Here is a 20,641-nt window from a genome sequence, read left to right as displayed (position 1 = left end):
CATTGAGGGCAACCATGACCACAGATAAAATCAATTTACTTGACTTTGATCGCCAAGGCTTACGCCAGTTTTTTGCTGAAGAATTGGATGAAAAAGCCTTTCGTGCTGACCAAGTAATGAAGTGGATCTATCACTTTGGTTGCGATGATTTCGACGCCATGACCAATCTCAATAAAAAGTTGAGAGAAAAGCTCAAACAGCGTTGCCATATTGTTGCGCCAGAAGTGTCTGCCGCTCAGCACTCTAATGACGGTACTATCAAGTGGGCCATGCGAGTCGGCAATCAAGACGTGGAAACCGTGTATATTCCTGAAGATGATCGCGCGACCTTGTGTGTTTCTTCTCAGGTGGGGTGTGCATTGGATTGTAAGTTTTGCTCGACTGCTCAGCAGGGCTTTAACCGCAACTTAAAAGTGTCTGAGATCATCGGTCAGGTTTGGCGTGCAGCTCGCGAGATCGGGGTCGAAAAAGAAACGGGACGCCGCCCAATTACTAATGTGGTCATGATGGGGATGGGCGAGCCGTTACTGAACATGAAAAACCTGATGCCAGCGCTGCGTTTAATGCTAGACGACTTGGCTTTTGGTCTGTCTAAACGTCGAGTGACGGTGTCAACATCAGGGGTTGTCTCTGGCCTTGATCAAATGACAGGGAATATTGATGTTGCATTGGCCATTTCATTACATGCGCCAAATGATCAATTGCGCAGTGAAATCATGCCAATTAATGATCGTTGGGATATCGATGACTTTTTAGCATCGGTGCGTCGATACATCGCCTCTTCCAATGCCAACCGCGGTAAAGTCACGGTTGAGTACATTTTGCTGGATCACGTCAATGATGATATGGATCACGCGAGAGAGTTGGCACAATTGATGAAAGACACGCCGTGTAAAATCAACTTAATTCCGTTTAACCCATACCCGGGCTCACCATATAAAAAACCGAGTAACTCGCGTATTGATCGCTTTATGAAAACCCTGACTGCAGAAGGGTATACGGTGACGGTGCGCAAAACGCGTGGTGACGATATTGATGCGGCGTGTGGCCAGTTAGTCGGTGATGTAGTAGATCGGACTAAGCGAACGCAAAGAGCGGCAGAGTTGGCCCAAAATGCCATTCCTTTCAAAAGTATTTAAATAAAATAACAACCAGGCAATACGCCTGGTTTTTTTATGCAGATCAATTCATCCCATCAATTGTTGCTGGGAACCAAATCGATCAATCTTTGTCAAAATTTGGACAAAAGACTGAGTAGGCTGTAAATTTGTACCTAAATAGATTGGGGATAAGCCGACTTGAGAGTATGATTTGTCTTCCGTGTGTCAAACGGAGCGCTTGGTAAGGGAAGTGGCCAATACATCAACAACGACCTTGACAAAAGTATCACAGGTGTACTGACACCCCGTTCTTTTGTTCAGGTTTACAAGCGCAGTTAAACTGTCCGTCGAGCCTTTTTTAAAGGTTTGAGCCAAGAAGTACTTGGTGTTTAGATGAATGTGCCTTTTCGTGAGTAACTGAGAGTTACTTACATTATCTAGACCGATAGTGTAATACCAATCTGATTAAGTATGTGATCAATGATAGCGCAGAGCTAAAGCTTGAGAACAAGGTAAGAAAAAAATCTAAGTAGTTATTCTACATGTTATTTTCTTAACGATGTTATCGAGTTTTTAACCCGCTAGGGTGACCAACTACTGAGTTAGATGGGGATAAATACGACTCAAGATGAGAGAGGTTCATGTTGAGTTCGACGGTATGCTTATTCAATGTTCAACGCAATGTGGTGATGTCTACAAACTAAAATATCAGCAGCCACCTTGTTCGCAATCAAAAGTGATAAAAACAACTATGACAACAGAAACAGAACAAAAAACAGAATCCTCCCACGAAGGGGTTACTCGTGCAGATACTGGCATTTTGTTGCGCCAAAAGCGCGAATCATTGGGGTTAACAAAGCAACAAGTTGCCGACCGGTTGAGATTGAGAGTGACCGTCATTGAACAAATCGAGGCCAATCACTACGAATCTCAAAAAGTGGCCACATTTATTCGCGGTTACGTGCGCAATTACGCTCGCTTGGTCGGGCTCGACGAAAACCAAGTGCTTGACTCTCTGTCTCACTTTGAGCACGTTCAGCATAAACCGCAAGAGATGCAAAGCTTTTCGGGTAAAACTAAGCAAGCGAAGCACAACAGCCGTATCATGTGGGTGACCGGGATCATTTTCATCATCATTTTAGGGATCTCGTCGCTGTGGTGGTTGCAAAATCAACAAAACAACAGTTTGACTGAGAATCTAAATCAGGCCATCAGCGAAGGGACAAACCTCTCGGCGCTAGAGCCGGAAGTGTCAGAACCCGTCAGCCCCGTGAGTGACCTGCCAGCGGCTTCTGACGAATCAAGCACCGAGGCGCTCACCGATACTGATGCGCCTGCAGAGACGTCGCCAGCAAGTCTCCCTTCTACAACGGTCGCCGATAACCAAGGCGAGCCGGTGGCCGAATCTGCCCCGATAGCGACGGCGGATGTCGCAGCCGTCGCCACTCAAAACGCAGTGTCTGAGCCACAAGCCCCAGTGACCGTCAAATCACAGAACTTAGTCATGGATTTTAGTGACGATTGCTGGGTACAAATTAAAGACGCCAGTGGTAAAACCTTGCTAGTCGGCTTACAAGAAGCGGGCAAGCAAGTCGATTTATCTGGAGAGAAGCCGTTTCAGGTCGTTTTAGGCGCGCCTGAAGCGGTAAACATGACATTTGCCAGTGAACCTATCGATCTTTCTCGTTATACTGCAGGGAAAGTCGCAAGATTCACCCTACCTTAGAAACTATGATGCAACACGAATCTCCTATAGTAAGACGCAAATCGACTCGAATTTATGTCGGTAATGTTCCGATTGGTGATGGGGCGCCGATTGCTGTTCAATCGATGACCAACACCAGAACCACGGATGTGGCGGCGACCGTCGCACAAATTAAATCTCTTGAAAATGTCGGTGCCGACATTGTTCGTGTCTCAGTGCCGACCATGGACGCTGCTGAAGCGTTCAAACAAATCAAGCAACAGGTCTCGGTGCCTTTAGTCGCCGATATTCACTTTGACTACCGCATTGCACTTCAAGTGGCGGAGTATGGCGTAGACTGTTTGCGCATTAACCCGGGTAATATTGGCAACGAGAGCCGAATTCGCTCTGTGGTTGATTGTGCTCGCGATAAAAATATCCCAATTCGCATTGGGGTCAACGGCGGTTCTTTGGAAAAAGATCTGCAAATGAAGTACGGCGAGCCAACGCCAGAGGCCTTGGTTGAGTCGGCAATGCGTCATGTCGATATCCTCGATAGGCTCAATTTTGATCAATTTAAAGTGAGTGTTAAGGCTTCAGATGTCTTTTTGGCGGTGGGATCGTATCGTCTACTGGCACAAAAAATTGATCAGCCTCTGCACCTTGGTATTACCGAAGCGGGCGGGGCAAGAGCGGGCGCTGTGAAATCATCTGTCGGCCTTGGTATGTTATTGGCTGAAGGGATTGGCGACACCTTGCGAATCTCTCTTGCCGCCAACCCAGTCGAAGAGATCAAAGTCGGCTTTGACATTCTCAAATCACTGCGTATTCGCTCTCGCGGCATCAATTTTATTGCGTGTCCGAGTTGCTCTCGTCAAGAATTTGATGTTATCTCAACGGTCAATGCACTCGAAGAGCGTTTAGAAGATGTACTAACGCCGATGGATGTCTCAATCATCGGGTGTGTGGTAAACGGCCCAGGTGAAGCGGAAGTTTCGCATTTAGGCTTAGCTGGCAGCCATAAGAAAAGCGCTTTTTACGATGATGGAAAACGTCAAAAAGAGCGTTTTGACAATGATGACTTGGTCGATAAACTAGAAGCAAAAATTCGCGCCAAAGCGGCAATGATGGACAGTAGTAATCGCATTGATGTACGTATTGATGACGAAATAAACTCAACAAAATAAACGGTAAGCATCGTGGCAAAAACAATTCAAGCAATTCGAGGTATGAATGACTGCCTCCCAACTCAATCCCCTTTGTGGCAAAAACTGGAAAACACCGTAAAAAGTGTTATCAGTGCTTACGGCTACAACGAAATTCGCATGCCTATTGTTGAGGCGACACATTTATTTAGCCGTGCTATCGGCGAAGTCACCGACGTGGTCGAAAAAGAAATGTACACCTTCGACGATCGCAATGGCGATAGCTTGACGTTGCGCCCGGAAGGTACGGCGGGTTGTGTGCGTGCAGGAATTGAAAATGGCTTGCTTTACAACCAAGAGCAACGCTTGTGGTACATGGGACCGATGTTCCGTCACGAGCGTCCGCAAAAAGGCCGTTACCGTCAATTCCACCAATGTGGTGTGGAAGTCTTTGGCCTGGATGGTCCTGATGTCGATGCTGAATTAATCATGATGACAGCGCGTATCTGGCGTCAGTTAGGCATTGATAAGCACGTGCGTCTAGAGTTGAACTCGATTGGATCTCCCGAGGCTCGCGCTCAATACCGCGACGCTTTAATTGCGTTTCTTGAGCAGCACAGTGAGGTGTTAGATGAAGATGCCAAGCGCCGTATGTACACGAACCCATTACGCGTATTAGACACAAAAAATCCCGATATTCAAAAGGTTTTGGTCGATGCACCAGAGCTAAGTGACTACCTCGACGAGGAGTCTAAAGCCCACTTTGCGGGTTTGTGTGAACTTCTCGACGCGGCAGGAATCGAATACACTGTCAATCAGCGTCTTGTTCGTGGTTTGGATTATTATAATCGCACGGTTTTTGAGTGGATCACGGAAAGCTTAGGCGCACAAGGTACGGTTTGTGGCGGTGGTCGCTATGATGGCCTTGTGGAGCAACTGGGCGGGCGTGCAACACCGGGAATCGGTTTTGCTATGGGATTAGAGCGTTTGGTACTGATGCTTGAAACCTTAGAGCTTGACGAAGTGCGCCGCAGTGTCGATGTCTACATGGTCACCGCAGGCGAAGGCACTATGATGGCGGGGATGAAACTCGCCGAGCAATTGCGTGAAGACGTCGAGGGCATTCGTGTCATGAGTCACTTTGGTGGCGGCAATTTTAAGAAGCAATTTAAGCGCGCTGATAAAGTGGGGGCTGTCGTGGCCTTGGTTCTGGGTGAAAATGAAGTTGCCCAAAACACCGTGGTCCTAAAAGATTTGGTTGGCGGCGAACAAACCACCTACGCACAAAGCGAAATCGCACAACGCATTCGCGAGTTAATCTAGTTGCCGCATTGGGCACAATACAGCATGTAATCAATGGCAGCCTAGCGCTGCCATTTGATCAGTAAGAGGACAGGAAGTGGAACTTTACGATACTGAAGAGCAACAAGTCGAAGCCATCAAAAGTTGGTGGGCTCAATACGGTAATGCCTTAATTGCGGGCGTTGTGATTGGTGTGGGTGGCCTGATTGGTTGGCACTACTACCAAGAAGGGCAAACCACAAAGACGCACGACGCTTCTCACCAATATACTGAAGTGATGCAAACCCTCACCACACAAGGTGTTGATGCGAGTCAAAGTGTCAGTGATTTTATTGATAATAACCCGGTGACCGAGTATTCCGTGTTGGCGGCAATGCAGTTGGCCAAAGCGTATGTACAAGCGCAAGACTTTGACAACGCATTACAACAACTTCGCTGGGCCAAAGAAAATAATCAAGAAGAAAAACTGGAACCGCTATTAACGTTTGATATTGCTCGAATTGAGAAAGAGCAGGGTGACCTTACCAAGGCAGAGCAAACGCTTAATGGCCTCACTGATGAAGCGTGGAAAGGGCGTGTGGCTGAGCTACGCGGTGATATTGCTTTGCAAAAAGGCGATCAGCAAGCGGCTTATACCGCTTATACACAAGCGCAACAAGAGCAAGATGCCAGTCAACTACTCGCGCTCAAACTAGATGATTTAGCACAGTAAGGTCAGTAAATGAAGCAAACACTTACAAAAGCTTTGATGAGCTTGGCCGTGGTCAGTGCCTTAGTGGGGTGTGCTGGTGAAGAAGATGCCATTGTGATGGCGCCTCTCCCTTTGGTTGAAAACCAATTTGAGACCCAGACTGAATGGCGCGCGAGTGTCGGTGACGGTGTTGAGCATTATTTCTCTCGCCTTGCCCCGCTTTATGCTTACGATAAAGTTTTTGTCGCAAGTCGCGATGGGGTGATCAAGGCACTTTCCCCTGATCAAGGGGATCGAGTATGGAAAGTTGAGTTAGATGACGACGATGACGCCCGGTTATCCGGTGGGCTGAGCGCCGCTTACGGCAAGCTTTACGTCGGGACTGAAAATGGTCAGGTGTACGCGCTCAATGAAGAGACGGGTGACACACAATGGCGTGTACAAATCGGTGGGGAAATTTTGTCTAAGCCTTTGGCTGACAATAACCTTATCATGATCAATACCAGTCAAGGCGAGTTGGTCGCTCTGAACCCGGATAATGGTGAGCAAGTCTGGTCGATTACCGTTGATGAACCAAATCTGTCTCTGCGCGGCGACAGTTCGCCAGCCGCCGTTTCGGGGGGCGTCTTTTGGGGTACTGCCAACGGCCGTCTCGCCGCTGCGATTTCTGAGCGTGGACAATTGCTTTGGCAACAGTCGATAGGCTCACCTCAAGGCTCGACAGAAATTGATCGTCTTGTCGATGTTGACAGTTCACCGGTTATCATTGGCAGTGATTTATATATTGTAGGGATCAATGGCAACTTGACGTCAATAGATTTGCGATCTGGCAAACCGCGTTGGAAGCGCCGTTACTCCTCTGCCATTGACATGGCGACCGATGGTTCCGATTTATTCTTAGTTACAGATAAAGATCACCTGGTCGCGGTTGATGCACGAAGTGGCACGGAACTTTGGCAAAACAAACAGTTGCAGTATCGCTTACTGACGGCGCCTAAGTTGATCGATGGTTATTTAGTGGTTGGGGATGCCGAAGGGTATCTGCACTGGCTTGACCCCGATACCGGTGACTTTGTTGCTCAGCAAGAGATCGATGATAGCGGTTTTGCCGTAGGGCCCGTATCCGTGGACGATGGCTATGTGATCATGACCCGCGATGGCGACATAAAGAAACTTAAGATCCGTCGCTAATTCGTGATATAATTGCAAATCGGCTCTTGGTTGGTGACAGCCAGGAGCCGATTTTTTGATAGAGACACAGTGATAGAGAATACCCATTTCACTAGGGAATGATTGGTTTGCGCTTAAGGTCAGTTCGATGCGTAAAGGTTCAGTTATCAAAAGCGACCTTAATCGACATAAGTCGATGTGGCGTTGGGTTTTGTTTGACTGGTTTAGTGAAATGGGTATCGTTTTGGTTTGCCACTGCCAACCTAAATAATGTCAAGGGAATAAGCATTCACTATCACGCTAAACATTTACTATTTACAGAGGTTATTTATGGTTCCTGTTGTTGCCCTTGTTGGGCGTCCCAACGTAGGCAAATCCACCTTATTCAATCGTTTAACGCGCACGCGTGACGCTTTGGTGGCAGACTTCCCTGGTTTGACGCGCGACCGTAAGTACGGACAAGCCAAGCTGGGTGATCACGACTTCATCGTCATTGATACCGGTGGTATTGATGGTACGGAGACCGGGGTAGAAACCAAAATGGCTGAGCAGTCACTGTCTGCAATTAACGAAGCAGATGTGGTGCTATTTCTTGTTGATGGTCGCGCCGGGCGTACGCCTGCCGATGAAGCCATCGCGACCCACCTGAGAAAAATCGAAAAACCGACCATGTTGGTGGTGAACAAAATTGATGGTGTCGATGGCGATGCCGCGTGTTCCGATTTTTGGCAGTTGGGCGTTGAAAACATGTATCAAATTGCTGCGGCACATGGCCGTGGTGTGACCGCATTGCTGGAACGAGCCTTACATCCTTTTATCGAGTCTTTGATCGAAAATGAAATGGGCGAAATTCAAGATCTGTCTGAACTTGAAGACAGCGAAGAAGAAAGCTTTGATTACAGTGAAGCGGAAGCGGAAGAAATTCACGCTCGTTTACAGGCTCAGCCGATCAAACTGGCCATTATTGGTCGCCCAAATGTGGGTAAATCCACATTGACCAACCGCATTCTCGGTGAAGAGCGCGTCGTGGTTTACGATATGCCTGGCACCACTCGGGATTCGATTTATATCCCGATGGAGCGCAATGGCCGTGAGTACGTGTTGATCGATACCGCTGGTGTTCGACGTCGTGGCCGTATTGATGAAACGGTTGAGAAGTTTTCGGTGGTAAAAACACTGCAAGCCATCGAAGATGCCAACGTTGTATTGGTCGTGATCGATGCGAGAGAAAATATTTCTGATCAAGATCTAAGCTTATTGGGCTTTGCATTGAATGCGGGTCGATCTGTTGTCTTAGCCGTCAATAAATGGGACGGATTAGATACCGATGTAAAAGATCATGTGAAAAAAGAATTGGATCGCCGTTTGGGGTTTGTTGATTTTGCGCGCTTGCACTTTATTTCCGCCTTGCACGGTACCGGCGTTGGCCACTTGTTTGAATCGGTAGAAGAAGCATACCGCTCTGCAACGACGCGTGTCAGTACGTCGGTATTAACCCGTATTATGAAAATGGCGACAGAAGATCACCAGCCGCCAATGGTACGTGGTCGACGTGTTAAATTAAAATACGCGCACGCCGGTGGTTATAACCCACCGATTGTGGTCATTCACGGTAACATGGTCAATGAGTTACCGGACTCTTATAAACGTTATTTGATGAATTACTACCGCAAATCGCTGGAGATAGTCGGTACACCCATTCGCGTGGTTTTCCAAAATAGCGACAACCCTTTTGAAGGTAAAACCAATAAGTTGACCCTTTCTCAAGAACGAAAACGCAAACGTATGATGTCCGCGGTTAAAAACCGTAAATAACAGCCAAGCCCAAGTGTTTCACTTGGGCTTTTTTGTTGAACGGATCAAGCCAGTGTCATGATCCTAGAGACAATGATATCTGTCAGGCTAACCCGTACGCGATCTTTGATGTACGATTATAGAATGTGGCTCTCTTTTTATCGCTTAGCAAGATGATATGCTGATACTTCAGTTTACATAGTTTTTTATTAGGTTAAGTGGCCTCTTAGGCAAGATTATTTTTCCTCGAGTGAGGTTGGTCATTTGTGGTCGATAACTGTGCTTAATGGTGATTGATGTAGCGTTATTTGCTTAAAAGTGAGGCGAAAGGTCAATGGCAAGCTGTGTTTTTCAATTTTCAGACTTACAACCTATCTTTTATATAATTCTAATCAATTGGGTTTTAGTTGTTTTTATTGATATAAAAAACCAAATAAAATCCATATGCAGGATATGTAACTTATGCTTTCGGGGTGTGGTTATATAAAAATTCTTTTTCATACTGATCGCTGATCACCGATAGATTATAAGGATCTTGATGTTTGATGATCTTTTGGCGTCGATCTGTGTTATTTGTTCTTTGAGCTGTAGAGTGACATGGGTTATTGGCCGCAAGTGTATGCATTGGCATAAAGTACCGGCGATATTTTAGCGCTAATGCGTGCTGAACTGGTACTCATTTAACCTGTTATGAGTGAGGTAGCCATCGTTGATCAGAAAAGCGTGACTAAGTCGGGGGTAAGCTTCGCAGAATGGATGGTCATATTGCGGGGTCGGCAAAGCTATGGTCGACCAATGGTATGATTGTTGTTTGTGATCAATATCGACAAAATAAATGCGGGTATATTGTGCTTAATACGTTTAACGAGAGAAATTGACAATGAATACCTGCCCTCAATGCGCCACTAAAATGCAGTGGCAACCGATTGGTCATTACTGTCAAACCTGTCGCCATTATTGGCAATTACAATCGAATTGCCCAGATTGTCAGGCTAAATTAGAAAAACTGCAAGCATGCGGTTCGCTGAGTTATTTTTGCCCTGATTGCCAAACGCTCAAATCACGTAAAGCCATTAAACCTATGTGGGTTCGAGTCAGTCCTTGCTCATGCGCTTAACTTCGGAGTAGATTTGGCCGTCAGAAAGCTGAGTGAGGATCACGTCACCGGCTTTTAGTTGCTCTTGAGTGGTAATCACCTTGCCATCTTCACTTTGCGTGATCGAATAGCCGCGTTTTAACGTCGCCAATGGGCTGACAGCATCGAGCTTTTCTGCTTGGAGAGCTAAGCGGTGGCTTTGGTGTCTAAGGTAGGTCGTCATCGCTTGATGCAAACGCTGCTCGAGTCGAGCCACTTTCTCTTGTTGACGCTGAATAAAGTTAAGAGGGCTCAAATGCATCAATTTGGTCTCTAGGCGCTGTAGTCGATATTGTTGTTGTTCGAGTTGGCGGATCAGCGCTTTGTTTAAGCGATTGTCGAGATCGTCGAGCTGTTGACTTTGTGTGGCAAGTCGATGCTGCGGATGGTGCTTTTCCAATCGATGCCGTTGCTGGCTCAAATGGTATTGGCGACGGCTGAGGTAGCGTTCAAAGGCGTGCTGTAAATAACGCGTCTTTTCGACAATTTGCATTGCTTTATGACTTTGATCGCGACTGACCAGTTCGGCGGCTGCCGATGGGGTGGGCGCTCGCATATCGGCAACAAAGTCTGCGATCGTGACGTCGATTTCGTGACCAACGGCGCTGATCACGGGAATTTGGCTTGCGACAATGGTTCTCGCAACAATTTCTTGGTTAAAACACCACAGATCTTCCAGTGACCCTCCACCGCGACCGACAATCAATACATCGCATTCGTTGCGATCATTGGCCGCGCCAATAGCTTGTGCAATACTGATCGCCGCGCCTTCGCCTTGTACTAACGTAGGATACACCACCACGGGCAGCGTGGGATCACGACGTTTGAGTACATCTAAAATATCGTATAACGCGGCGCCGGTTTTTGAAGTAATGACCCCAACGCACTTGGGGTGCTCTGGCAAGGGCGTTTTAAGATGCTGGGCAAAAAGGCCTTCTGAGGCAAGTTTGAGTTTTAATGCGTCAAATTCTTGCTGACGTCGACCATCGCCCTCGGGCTGCATACTCTCGATAATCAGCTGATAGTCACCACGCGGTTCGTATAAAGACAAACGCGCTTTAACCAGCACTTGTTGTCCGTTTTGTGGTTTAAAGCTGACACGGCGGTTATTGCCACGGAACATGGCACATTTGACTTGTGCTCGGCTGTCTTTGAGAGTGAAATACCAATGGCCAGAGACCGGAGTGGATAAGTTAGACATTTCGCCAAGTAACCAGACGATTCCCATTTCATTTTCGAGTAGTAAACGCACCTCAGCATTTAGACGCGAGACGGTGAAAATATTGGTTTGGGTAGTGGACAAGGCTGATCTCATAGACGTGAGTATGGAAGATAGCCGCAATATAATACATATCAAGGGGGTAATTGCAAATAAAAAACTAAAAAATGAGTAGCCAATCGTTTACCTTCAACGTATAATCCCACCGCAATATCAAATCCAAATCACTTTAATGACAAATCAGTAAAGTCTTGGATAACTCTTTCATTCATCCTATTTGTTGTGAGATATTGCAAATGCTAAGAATTGCCAAAGAAGCGCTGACATTCGATGATGTTCTTCTCGTGCCAGCACACTCCACCGTTCTCCCCAACACCGCTGAGTTGCGTACTCAGTTAACGAAAAATATTCAGCTCAATATTCCTATGCTGTCCGCTTCTATGGACACAGTGACTGAAGCTCGTCTGGCCATTGCCCTTGCGCAAGAAGGCGGTATTGGTTTCATTCACAAGAATATGTCTATTGAACAGCAAGCGGATGAAGTCCGTCGTGTGAAAAAGTTTGAAGCGGGCATGGTCACACACCCTGTGACGGTTCAACCTGATCAAACCATTGCTGACGTGATGGCGCTGACTGAAAAGCACGGCTTTGCCGGTTTCCCTGTCGTGACAGAAGGCCATGAATTGGTCGGTATCATTACGGGTCGTGATGTGCGTTTTGTGACGGATTTATCAAAGAGTGTCGAGTCGGTCATGACACCTAAAGATAAATTGGCGACGGTAAAAGAAGGGGCATCACGCGCGAATGTGCAAGAAGAAATGCACCACGCCCGTGTTGAAAAAATCCTCGTTGTTAACGATGATTTCCAATTAACCGGTATGATTACAGCGAAAGATTTCCACAAAGCAGAGCGCAAGCCTAACGCTTGTAAAGACGAGCAAGGCCGTTTGCGCGTTGGTGCTGCAGTGGGTGCTGGCGCGGGTAATGAAGCGCGCGTTGCTGCTTTGGTGGAAGCGGGCGTTGATGTGCTGTTGATTGATTCTTCTCATGGTCACTCTGAAGGGGTACTAAATCGCATTCGCGAGACACGTGCCGCTTATCCTGATCTCGACATTATCGGTGGTAACGTGGCCACGGGTGAAGGCGCTCGTGCATTGATTGAAGCGGGTGTGAGTGCAGTGAAAGTGGGTATTGGCCCAGGTTCTATTTGTACAACTCGTATCGTTACCGGTGTTGGTGTGCCACAAATCACGGCGATTTCTGACGCCGCTGAGGTCGCTGATCAATACGGTATCCCTGTGATTGCCGATGGCGGCATTCGCTTCTCGGGTGATATTTGTAAGGCGATTGCCGCTGGCGCATCTAGTGTCATGGTTGGCTCTATGCTTGCAGGTACCGAAGAGTCCCCTGGAGAAATCATTCTTTACCAAGGCCGTTCGTACAAATCTTACCGCGGTATGGGCTCACTGGGCGCCATGTCTCAAGGTTCATCTGATCGTTACTTCCAAAGTGATAATGCGGCAGACAAATTGGTACCAGAAGGTATTGAAGGTCGCATTGCTTACAAAGGTCGCTTAAAAGAGATCGTTCATCAACAGATGGGTGGTTTGCGTTCAAGCATGGGCTTAACAGGGTCTGCGACGATTAATGATTTGCGCACTAAAGCTCAATTTGTACGCATTTCTGGCGCGGGCATTCAAGAGTCACACGTTCATGACGTGCAGATCTCTAAAGAAGCGCCAAACTACCGTTTAGGTAACTAAGTTTTACTCGTTAATAGGCATTGAGATGTATCGAACAAGCTCAATGCCATCTTGCGGGGCGGTTTAAGTCGCCTCGTTTTGATAACCCAGTTTAATAAGATAGCTCAAATGACCAAAAACATTCATGATCAACGTATTCTTATCCTAGATTTCGGTTCTCAATACACTCAACTTGTGGCGCGTCGCGTACGTGAAATCGGTGTGTATTGTGAATTGTGGAGTTGGGATGTCGATGAAGCCGATATTCGCGAGTTTAACCCTGACGGCATCATCTTATCTGGTGGCCCAGAGAGCGTAACAGAAGCAAATTCGCCTCGTGCACCACAATATGTTTATGACGCAGGTGTGCCTGTACTTGGTGTTTGTTACGGCATGCAAACCATGGCTGAGCAGTTAGGCGGTAAAGTTGCCGGTTCTACTGAGCGTGAGTTCGGCTATGCACAAGTCAATGTCGACAATCAATCTTCTATTTTTGCGGGCTTAGAAGCCGTTCAAGATGTGTGGATGAGCCACGGTGATAAAGTTGTCGAGATCCCTGCTGACTTTACCAAAGTCGGTCAAACAGACACCTGTCCTTTTGCCGCAATGGCCAATGAAGACAAGCGCTTTTACGGCGTTCAATTCCACCCAGAAGTGACTCATACTAAGCAAGGTTTGCAAATGCTCGAGAACTTTGTTCTCAAGGTGTGTCAGTGTGAGCGTTTATGGACGTCTGAATCCATTATTGAAGACGCGGTTGCTCGTATCAAAGAGCAGGTTGGTGATGACGAAGTTATCCTAGGTCTTTCTGGTGGTGTCGATTCTTCGGTTGTGGCGATGTTGGTTCACCGCGCAATTGGCGACAAATTGACTTGTGTGTTCGTTGACAACGGTCTACTTCGTCTCAACGAAGGTCAGCAAGTGATGGATATGTTTGGCGATAAGTTTGGCCTAAACATCATCAAAATCGATGCAGAAGATCGTTTCCTTCGCGCGTTAGAAGGCAAATCAGACCCTGAAGAGAAGCGTAAGACGATCGGTCACGTGTTTGTTGAAGTGTTTGATGAAGAGTCGAAGAAGCTGAAAAATGCTAAATGGTTAGCCCAAGGCACCATTTACCCTGATGTGATTGAATCGGCTGCATCGAAAACCGGTAAAGCACATGTGATTAAGTCTCACCACAATGTCGGTGGCTTGCCAGATGATATGGCGATGGGCTTAGTGGAGCCACTGCGCGAGTTGTTTAAAGATGAAGTGCGTAAGATTGGTCTTGAGTTAGGCTTGCCTTACAACATGCTTTACCGTCACCCGTTCCCAGGCCCAGGTTTGGGTGTGCGCGTGCTTGGCGAGATCAAAAAAGAGTACTGTGATCTCTTGCGCCGCGCTGATGCGATCTTTATTGAAGAGCTGCACAATGCCGACCTTTACAACAAGGTCTCTCAAGCGTTTACCGTGTTCTTGCCGGTGCGTTCTGTTGGCGTTATGGGCGATGGTCGTAAATACGATTGGGTGGTTTCGCTGCGCGCAGTAGAAACGATTGACTTTATGACCGCGCATTGGGCGCACTTGCCATACGATTTCCTTGGTAAGGTGTCTAACCGCATTATTAATGAAATCGATGGCATCTCTCGTGTGGTTTACGATATTTCAGGTAAGCCACCAGCAACCATCGAGTGGGAGTAGGGCTCGCGATTAATAGCGTATAAAGTCTTTAGCCAATAAATAAAATGCCAGTCAGTATTACTGACTGGCATTTTTTATGCCTTTTATTTCAACCTTACAAGCGGCTTTTAAGGTCATGATCACCGCTATTGGAAGCATGGACAGTCAAATCATGCGCCACATATCAAACTCACGATCTGCGTGATGAATTTCATTAAATATGGTCTACGATTGAATTGGGGGTGTGATTTGACGATGCGCTTCGCCTGATGAGTGTCGGGGGCGAGACATTTCTCATGACGGCTTTACCTCCAAACCAAGCTTATGGAAGGTAAGCAGAATAAGGGAGAGTCTGTATTATGAGTTATAACGTAAACCGACGTCAGTTTCTGCGCACACTTGGCGCCGGGGCCGCCACCTCGGCGTTGGGGATCAAGGCGCCTTATGTGTTCGCAAAACAAAAAGTCACTTTACGGGTGATGGGAACCCACGTCACATTACAAGAAGAACTGCGTCAAAAAGCCATGCAGGAACTGGGTATCCATTTATCGTTCACCCCGATGGGCGATGCGGCCTTGCTGCAAAAGGCCGCCACGGATCCAAGCTCATTTGACCTTTACGAGCATTGGTCGGATTCGATCAATATTCTTTGGCAGGCAGGCACGATTAAACCTATCGAAGTCGAGCGGCTTAGGTACTGGGATGAGATAAACTCGCTCACTAAAACGGGGAAATTAACCCCAGATGCACGCGTTGGAGCGGGAGATGCGCCGAATAAAATTATTTTTGTTCAGCCCGATGGCTCACTTGGGGCCAGTGCATCGAGACAGCTGAGTTTTATGCCTTATGTGCACAATGTCGACTCATTTGGGTACAACACGCGTTTTATCGAAAAGGGGCAAGCTTATCAAACGGAATCTTGGTCTTGGCTTCTAGAAGAACAAAACAAGGGTAAAGTGGCTTTAATTAACGCGCCAACCATTGGCATATTTGATGCTGCTCTTGCCGCGCAAAGCAAAGGGTTAATGACATTTAAAGACATTGGCAACATGAGCATGGCTGAAATTGATACGTTATTTGATATCTTGCTGGCCAAAAAACGCCAAGGTCACTTTGCCGGTTTTTGGACTTCCGTTCCACAATCGGTCGACTTTATGAAGAGCGAACGAGTGCATATTCAAAGTATGTTTTCACCTGCCATTAGCGCTTGTAAAGGGCAGGGTATTCCGGTGGTTTACGCGGCGCCAAAAGAAGGCTACCGAGCATGGCATGGCGTCATGTGCTTGTCATCCAATGTGTCTGGACATGTACAAGATGCGGCTTATGAATACATGAATTGGTGGTTATCTGGCTACCCAGGGGCATTCATTGCTAGGCAAGGATATTACATCTCTAACCCAGAGCGCAGCCGAGAGTTAATGTCAAAAGCAGAATGGGATTATTGGTACGAAGGCAAAGAAGCTCAAACGGATTTGAGAGGGACCGATGGCAATGTGTCGATTAACGCTGGTGATATACGTCATGGGGGCAGCTACCTATCGCGTCTGTCCAATATCGCGGTTTGGAACACCGTCATGCAAAATTACGACTACAGCCTAGATAAATGGTACGAATTACTTTACGCATAAGGTGACGGGTTGTTGCAAATCATTACTCGCTCGATTGTAGCAAAAATTATTTTGGTGCTTAGCTTGCTCGTTGTCACGATTGCGGCGACGTATATTGTCATGGCGCAGCGGCTTTCCACGATTCACTCTGCCATGAACAATGTGACTGAAATCAGCACTTATACCACATCGATTCTGAGCATGAATAAAGAACTCGTCGAAATTCAGCGAGATATTTCTGTGTACAGTAACACAGGGAGCCAGAGTGTATTGGCAAAAATCAGCCAAAACCTGACCCATCTTCACTTGAGAATTCAGGCTTTGTCACGCGGTCATGTCCCCCCAGAGGAATTGCGTTATGTTGATTCTTTATCTGAGCTGGTGGTGCGTTTTTCCGGCCATCTAGAGGTACTCGTTTCACTTCATCAACTTCGTTCTGGCTTGATCGATACTGAGCTTGAGTCTATTTATCAGCAAGCGACGACATTTTTAGAGTCATCAGAACGTGAGTCGCAAAACGCAGAGATGAAATTGAGCATTGTGGAAAAGATCAACGACTGGCATACCCTACATCGCAGCGCATGGCTGTTTTTAACTAAAAAAGACTTTACTAAAAAGCAATCGGTTAACTCGCTATTGAACAAAATCGCTCATAAATCGTCAAATTTTGCTCCGCAATTTATGGTAAAACTTGACGATTTGGTGAAGCAATACCAAGTGACCTTTACCAAAAGTGTGCAAGCAAACCGCAACTATCTTTCGTTAATTAATGTCGTGATCGCAGGGGATGCGATTGAGTTTAGTACGCAAGCGAATAAGCTTAAAGAGCTTTCTTTAGAGCGGCTCAATGAGATAAAAAAAGTCGGTAACGAGAGTATTGACACCTCAGTGCAAACCCTGATCGTGTTGAGTGTTGCTTCGGTGGTGTACATGCTTGGCTTATCACTCTTTTTTCATTTGCATATCGCCAAGGCCATTATCTTACTTACCCAGAGTTTTCGACAATTTTTGGCGGGAAACTTGTCTGCTTCCATTCATGGTACGAAACGCGAAGATGAAATTGGTTTGTTAGCGGAAGCGGCGAGTCGCTTTCGCGATGTTAGCCAAGATCTGATTGTTGCCAAACAAAATGCCGAACACACGACCAAGATCAAATCGGAATTTTTGGCCAACATGAGCCATGAAATTCGCACGCCAATGAATGGGGTTTTAGGCATGGCTTGGCAATTGAGTACTACAGAGTTATCGGCGTCCCAGCGTCGTATGCTTGAGATTATTCAATCGTCGGGAAACAGCTTGTTAGTCATCATTAACGATATTTTGGATTTAAGTAAAATTGAAGCCGGTAAAATAGAGCTCGAACATCTGCCGATCAGTTTGCAAAAGCTGTGCGAAGAGTTAGAACATTTATTTCGGCATCAAGCCGAAGAAAAAGGTATCCAGCTGTTTGTGAATGCCTCTTCAAAAGACACCTACTTTTTAGGCGATGAGACCCGAATCAAACAAGTGCTGATGAATCTTTTGAGCAATGCGATCAAGTTTACCGACCAAGGCCGTGTCGCATTGGATATTGATATTGATAAGCAAGACGATAATAAGCAGTTATTAACCTTTCGTGTCACGGATTCCGGAATCGGGATTGATGACAACAACATAAAAACGCTTTTTGACGCTTTTTCTCAAGCCGATACATCGATTACTCGTCGTTATGGCGGCACTGGCTTAGGGCTCACTATCACCAGTAAGCTCTTGTCGCTCATGCAAACGGAGTTAAACATCGATAGTCAATTAGGCAAGGGCTCTTGTTTCTATTTTACATTAGACAGTGAAGCGCCTCAGAGACAAGATTTCGGCTCATTAGAGCAAGTGATACCAGCGCCAAGTACGGATTTTTCACACCTTAAAATATTGGTGGCGGAGGATAATGAGATAAACCAAGTCGTGATAGAAAGTTTGCTTCACAACCTCAACATCACAACGATTGTTATCGTTGACGATGGGAAACAAGCGGTTGAACAATGCCAAGCCGAACACTTCGACCTTATTTTAATGGATATGCAAATGCCCGTCCTCGACGGTTTGCAAGCGACAAGCCAAATAAAGCAACTGGCTGCTTACCAAAATACCCCGATCATTGCGCTTACCGCCAACGTGTTAGAAACAGATAAGCAATTGTGTTTGAGTGTGGGTATGTGTGACTTTTTAACCAAGCCTTTGGATTTTTACAAGCTCGAAGCGATGCTGGTCAAATGGGGAGCGGTTAAGCCAAGATGACTAAGACATAGCAACGTGATGGAGCACTCGCCCATGGTGTGTTAAGTCACTTACCGCTATACCTAGGCTCTAATAGAGCGTAATATTCATTAGATCTATCAATAGGTGTTTTAGTACCGCTGAGCGATCTTTTTTACAATACAACACGGAAGTCCATTATGAAGTTTAGTTATAAAGTGGTCATTGCCTCCTCATTTCTGCTGATTGTTTCAATCTCTTTATTGAGTATTAGTCAGTACCTAACGATTAAATCTGCAGTAGAACAGCAGATTGCTCAAACCACGCGCGATACTATTAACGGTGTCAGTCGCACAGTTTCTTACGTACTTGATGCCCGAAAAGCGCAAGCGCAATACGTAACATCATTAGCGAATAACGATCTGTCGCGAGCGGGTATTACCGACGTAATTGAAAACCCGACACTGCACCAAAACTTTTTATTGGTTGGCGGCGGTATGGAAACCGACGGCAAAGCGATTTCCGGCGATCCAAATTGGGATCCCGGTAGTGAGTGGGATGCGCGTACTCGACCTTGGTATCAAGATGCGAAAGAGCGCAATCAACTCATCATTACCGCTCCTTATGCCGACGCGGTGACTGGCGACATACTGATTTCGATTGCCACGCCATTACAAGCGACTGGCGAGTTTAAAGGGGCGCTGTTTTTCGACATGAGTTTAAAGACCTTGTCTGAGATGGTAAATGATGTGGCTCTGGACTCGGGGTATCTATTCATTGTCACCGATCAGCAAGTGGTGTTGGCTCACCCGGATGCGGCTCTTAATGGCCAAAAAATGGCGCAATTTCTCCCCAATGTCGATTTAACCACTAATAAAGTGCTTCATACCCAGCTCAATTCTGGCGAGGAGAGAATCGTTGAGTTTACAAAAATCGCCGGACAAAACTGGTATGTCGGCGCTGTGATTGACCAGCAAGCGGCATATAGCACGGTTACTGAAATTCGCAATAATGCCATTATTTATAGTGTGATTGCTTTGCTTATCTCTATGCTGCTGCTTGGCTTATTGATGAAGAAATTAATGACTCCTCTTCGTTTACTCAATCAAAGAATGGAAGGCGTAGCTTCGGGCAGTGGTGATTTAACTCAGCGATTAAACACTGATATTGATGCTGAATTTGCTCAATTATCACAAAATTTCAATGTGTTCACTCAAGCGTTACAACAACAAATCAAAGATCTTAAGCTGCTGGCAGACAAGATACTTGATGGGACAGAGAGCACCAAGCAAGGAGCGAGTACATCGGCGAAAGCCATGGGTTTACAGCTCGAGCAAATTGAACAATTGGCGACGGCCATGCATGAAATGTCCGTGACGTCCAACGACGTGGCCAATAACGCCCAAGGGGCGGCTGCCGCGGCGCAAGAGGCCGAAAAATCAGCGCAAACCGGCAGTGAGTTAGTGGCGAAAACCACACAGAATATACATGTGCTGTCACAAACTATTGAACGCTCGACCAGCGAAGTTGAAAAGCTAAAAAGCGCTACAACGGATATCGATACCGTGCTAAAAGTCATTAGTGATATTGCTGAACAAACCAATTTGTTGGCGCTCAATGCAGCGATTGAAGCGGCAAGAGCGGGGGAGTATGGCCGAGGGTTTGCTGTGGTTGCTGATGAAGTTCGCTCGTTAGCCAGTCGAACGCAAGACTCGACCACAGAAATTCACACGATTATTGCTCAGTTGCACACCAGTGCTGATTCCGTAGTCAGTGCAATGCGACAAAGTAAAGGAGCCTCAGAAGAAACTGTCGAAAACGCTGGCCATGTAGAAGATGCTCTGCAACAGATTTATCACGCTATCCAAAAAATCAGTGATATGAACATCCAAATTGCCTCGGCAGCCGAAGAGCAAAGCTTGGTAGCGGAAGAGATCAATACCAATACCGTTAACATTAAACAAATCACGCAAGAAGTGACCGACAATGCGACCCAAGCCAATAAAGCGACGGAGCAACAAGTCGATTTTGTCAAAGCGCAGCATCAGGTACTGGGGAAATTTACCGTTTAACATCGACCCGATAAGAGCGGATAGATATCAGCGACTTTGATTTGATAATAAGGTGATAGACATAATGGTCTGTCACCTTTTTTGTT

14 protein-coding genes are annotated in these 20,641 nt (G+C 46.5%); 13 read left to right on the top strand and 1 reads right to left on the bottom strand.

Annotation, left to right across the window (positions count from 1 at the left end; all coding sequences use genetic code 11):
* Positions 1 to 14 precede the first annotated feature (14 nt).
* The 8 genes from AB0763_RS10635 (at position 15) to AB0763_RS10600 (ending at position 10,003) form a co-directional block, all read left to right on the top strand.
* Positions 15 to 1,139: a bifunctional tRNA (adenosine(37)-C2)-methyltransferase TrmG/ribosomal RNA large subunit methyltransferase RlmN gene (locus AB0763_RS10635; RefSeq protein WP_306100707.1), complete on the top strand. Its 1,125-nt coding sequence runs from the start codon at positions 15 to 17 to the stop codon at positions 1,137 to 1,139.
* Between the two features lie 712 nt (positions 1,140 to 1,851).
* The gene (rodZ, locus tag AB0763_RS10630) at positions 1,852 to 2,826 is read left to right on the top strand and encodes a cytoskeleton protein RodZ (protein WP_306100708.1); all 975 of its coding nucleotides are present in this window, start codon (positions 1,852 to 1,854) and stop codon (positions 2,824 to 2,826) included.
* An 8-nt stretch (positions 2,827 to 2,834) separates the two neighbouring features.
* Positions 2,835 to 3,971 (top strand): flavodoxin-dependent (E)-4-hydroxy-3-methylbut-2-enyl-diphosphate synthase, encoded by a 1,137-nt coding sequence (gene ispG / locus AB0763_RS10625; protein WP_306100850.1) that lies wholly within the window; start codon positions 2,835 to 2,837, stop codon positions 3,969 to 3,971.
* A gap of 12 nt (positions 3,972 to 3,983) precedes the next feature.
* A complete protein-coding gene (gene hisS, locus AB0763_RS10620; RefSeq protein WP_306100709.1) occupies positions 3,984 to 5,252 on the top strand; it encodes a histidine--tRNA ligase in 1,269 nt (422 codons plus the stop codon).
* Positions 5,253 to 5,328: 76 nt separating this feature from the next.
* Positions 5,329 to 5,943 (top strand): tetratricopeptide repeat protein, encoded by a 615-nt coding sequence (locus AB0763_RS10615; protein ID WP_306100710.1) that lies wholly within the window; start codon positions 5,329 to 5,331, stop codon positions 5,941 to 5,943.
* Between the two features lie 9 nt (positions 5,944 to 5,952).
* Positions 5,953 to 7,113, top strand: coding sequence for an outer membrane protein assembly factor BamB (gene bamB, locus AB0763_RS10610; RefSeq protein ID WP_306100711.1), 1,161 nt, complete (start codon positions 5,953 to 5,955; stop codon positions 7,111 to 7,113).
* 309 nt (positions 7,114 to 7,422) lie between these two features.
* Entirely contained in the window at positions 7,423 to 8,907 is a 1,485-nt protein-coding gene (gene der / locus AB0763_RS10605) for a ribosome biogenesis GTPase Der (protein WP_306100712.1), read from the top strand.
* Between the two features lie 859 nt (positions 8,908 to 9,766).
* Positions 9,767 to 10,003 (top strand): zinc-ribbon domain-containing protein, encoded by a 237-nt coding sequence (locus AB0763_RS10600; protein WP_368643185.1) that lies wholly within the window; start codon positions 9,767 to 9,769, stop codon positions 10,001 to 10,003.
* Here AB0763_RS10600 and xseA read toward each other — a convergent pair.
* Complete coding sequence (gene xseA / locus AB0763_RS10595) at positions 9,981 to 11,336, bottom strand: exodeoxyribonuclease VII large subunit (RefSeq protein ID WP_306100713.1); 1,356 nt, start codon at positions 11,334 to 11,336, stop codon at positions 9,981 to 9,983. The genes AB0763_RS10600 and xseA overlap by 23 nt on opposite strands.
* Positions 11,337 to 11,536: 200 nt before the next feature.
* Here xseA and guaB point away from each other — a divergent pair, with 200 nt between their 5' ends.
* The 5 genes from guaB to AB0763_RS10570 all read left to right on the top strand — a co-directional run bounded on the left by guaB (position 11,537) and on the right by AB0763_RS10570 (position 20,555).
* Positions 11,537 to 13,003: an IMP dehydrogenase gene (guaB, locus tag AB0763_RS10590; RefSeq protein ID WP_306100714.1), complete on the top strand. Its 1,467-nt coding sequence runs from the start codon at positions 11,537 to 11,539 to the stop codon at positions 13,001 to 13,003.
* Between the two features lie 108 nt (positions 13,004 to 13,111).
* On the top strand, positions 13,112 to 14,665 hold the full coding sequence (guaA, locus tag AB0763_RS10585) for a glutamine-hydrolyzing GMP synthase (RefSeq protein ID WP_306100715.1): 1,554 nt from the start codon (positions 13,112 to 13,114) through the stop codon (positions 14,663 to 14,665).
* Between the two features lie 338 nt (positions 14,666 to 15,003).
* Positions 15,004 to 16,272: a PotD/PotF family extracellular solute-binding protein gene (locus AB0763_RS10580; RefSeq protein WP_306100716.1), complete on the top strand. Its 1,269-nt coding sequence runs from the start codon at positions 15,004 to 15,006 to the stop codon at positions 16,270 to 16,272.
* A gap of 9 nt (positions 16,273 to 16,281) precedes the next feature.
* Complete coding sequence (locus AB0763_RS10575) at positions 16,282 to 18,525, top strand: ATP-binding protein (protein ID WP_306100717.1); 2,244 nt, start codon at positions 16,282 to 16,284, stop codon at positions 18,523 to 18,525.
* A 158-nt stretch (positions 18,526 to 18,683) separates the two neighbouring features.
* Positions 18,684 to 20,555 (top strand): methyl-accepting chemotaxis protein, encoded by a 1,872-nt coding sequence (locus AB0763_RS10570; protein ID WP_306100718.1) that lies wholly within the window; start codon positions 18,684 to 18,686, stop codon positions 20,553 to 20,555.
* The last annotated feature ends 86 nt before the right edge of the window (positions 20,556 to 20,641 follow it).

Source organism: Vibrio sp. HB236076 (assembly GCF_040957575.1).
Lineage (GTDB): Bacteria > Pseudomonadota > Gammaproteobacteria > Enterobacterales > Vibrionaceae > Vibrio.
The sequence above is the reverse complement of the archived record's forward strand: the minus strand, read 5'-3'. Positions and strand labels throughout refer to the sequence as shown.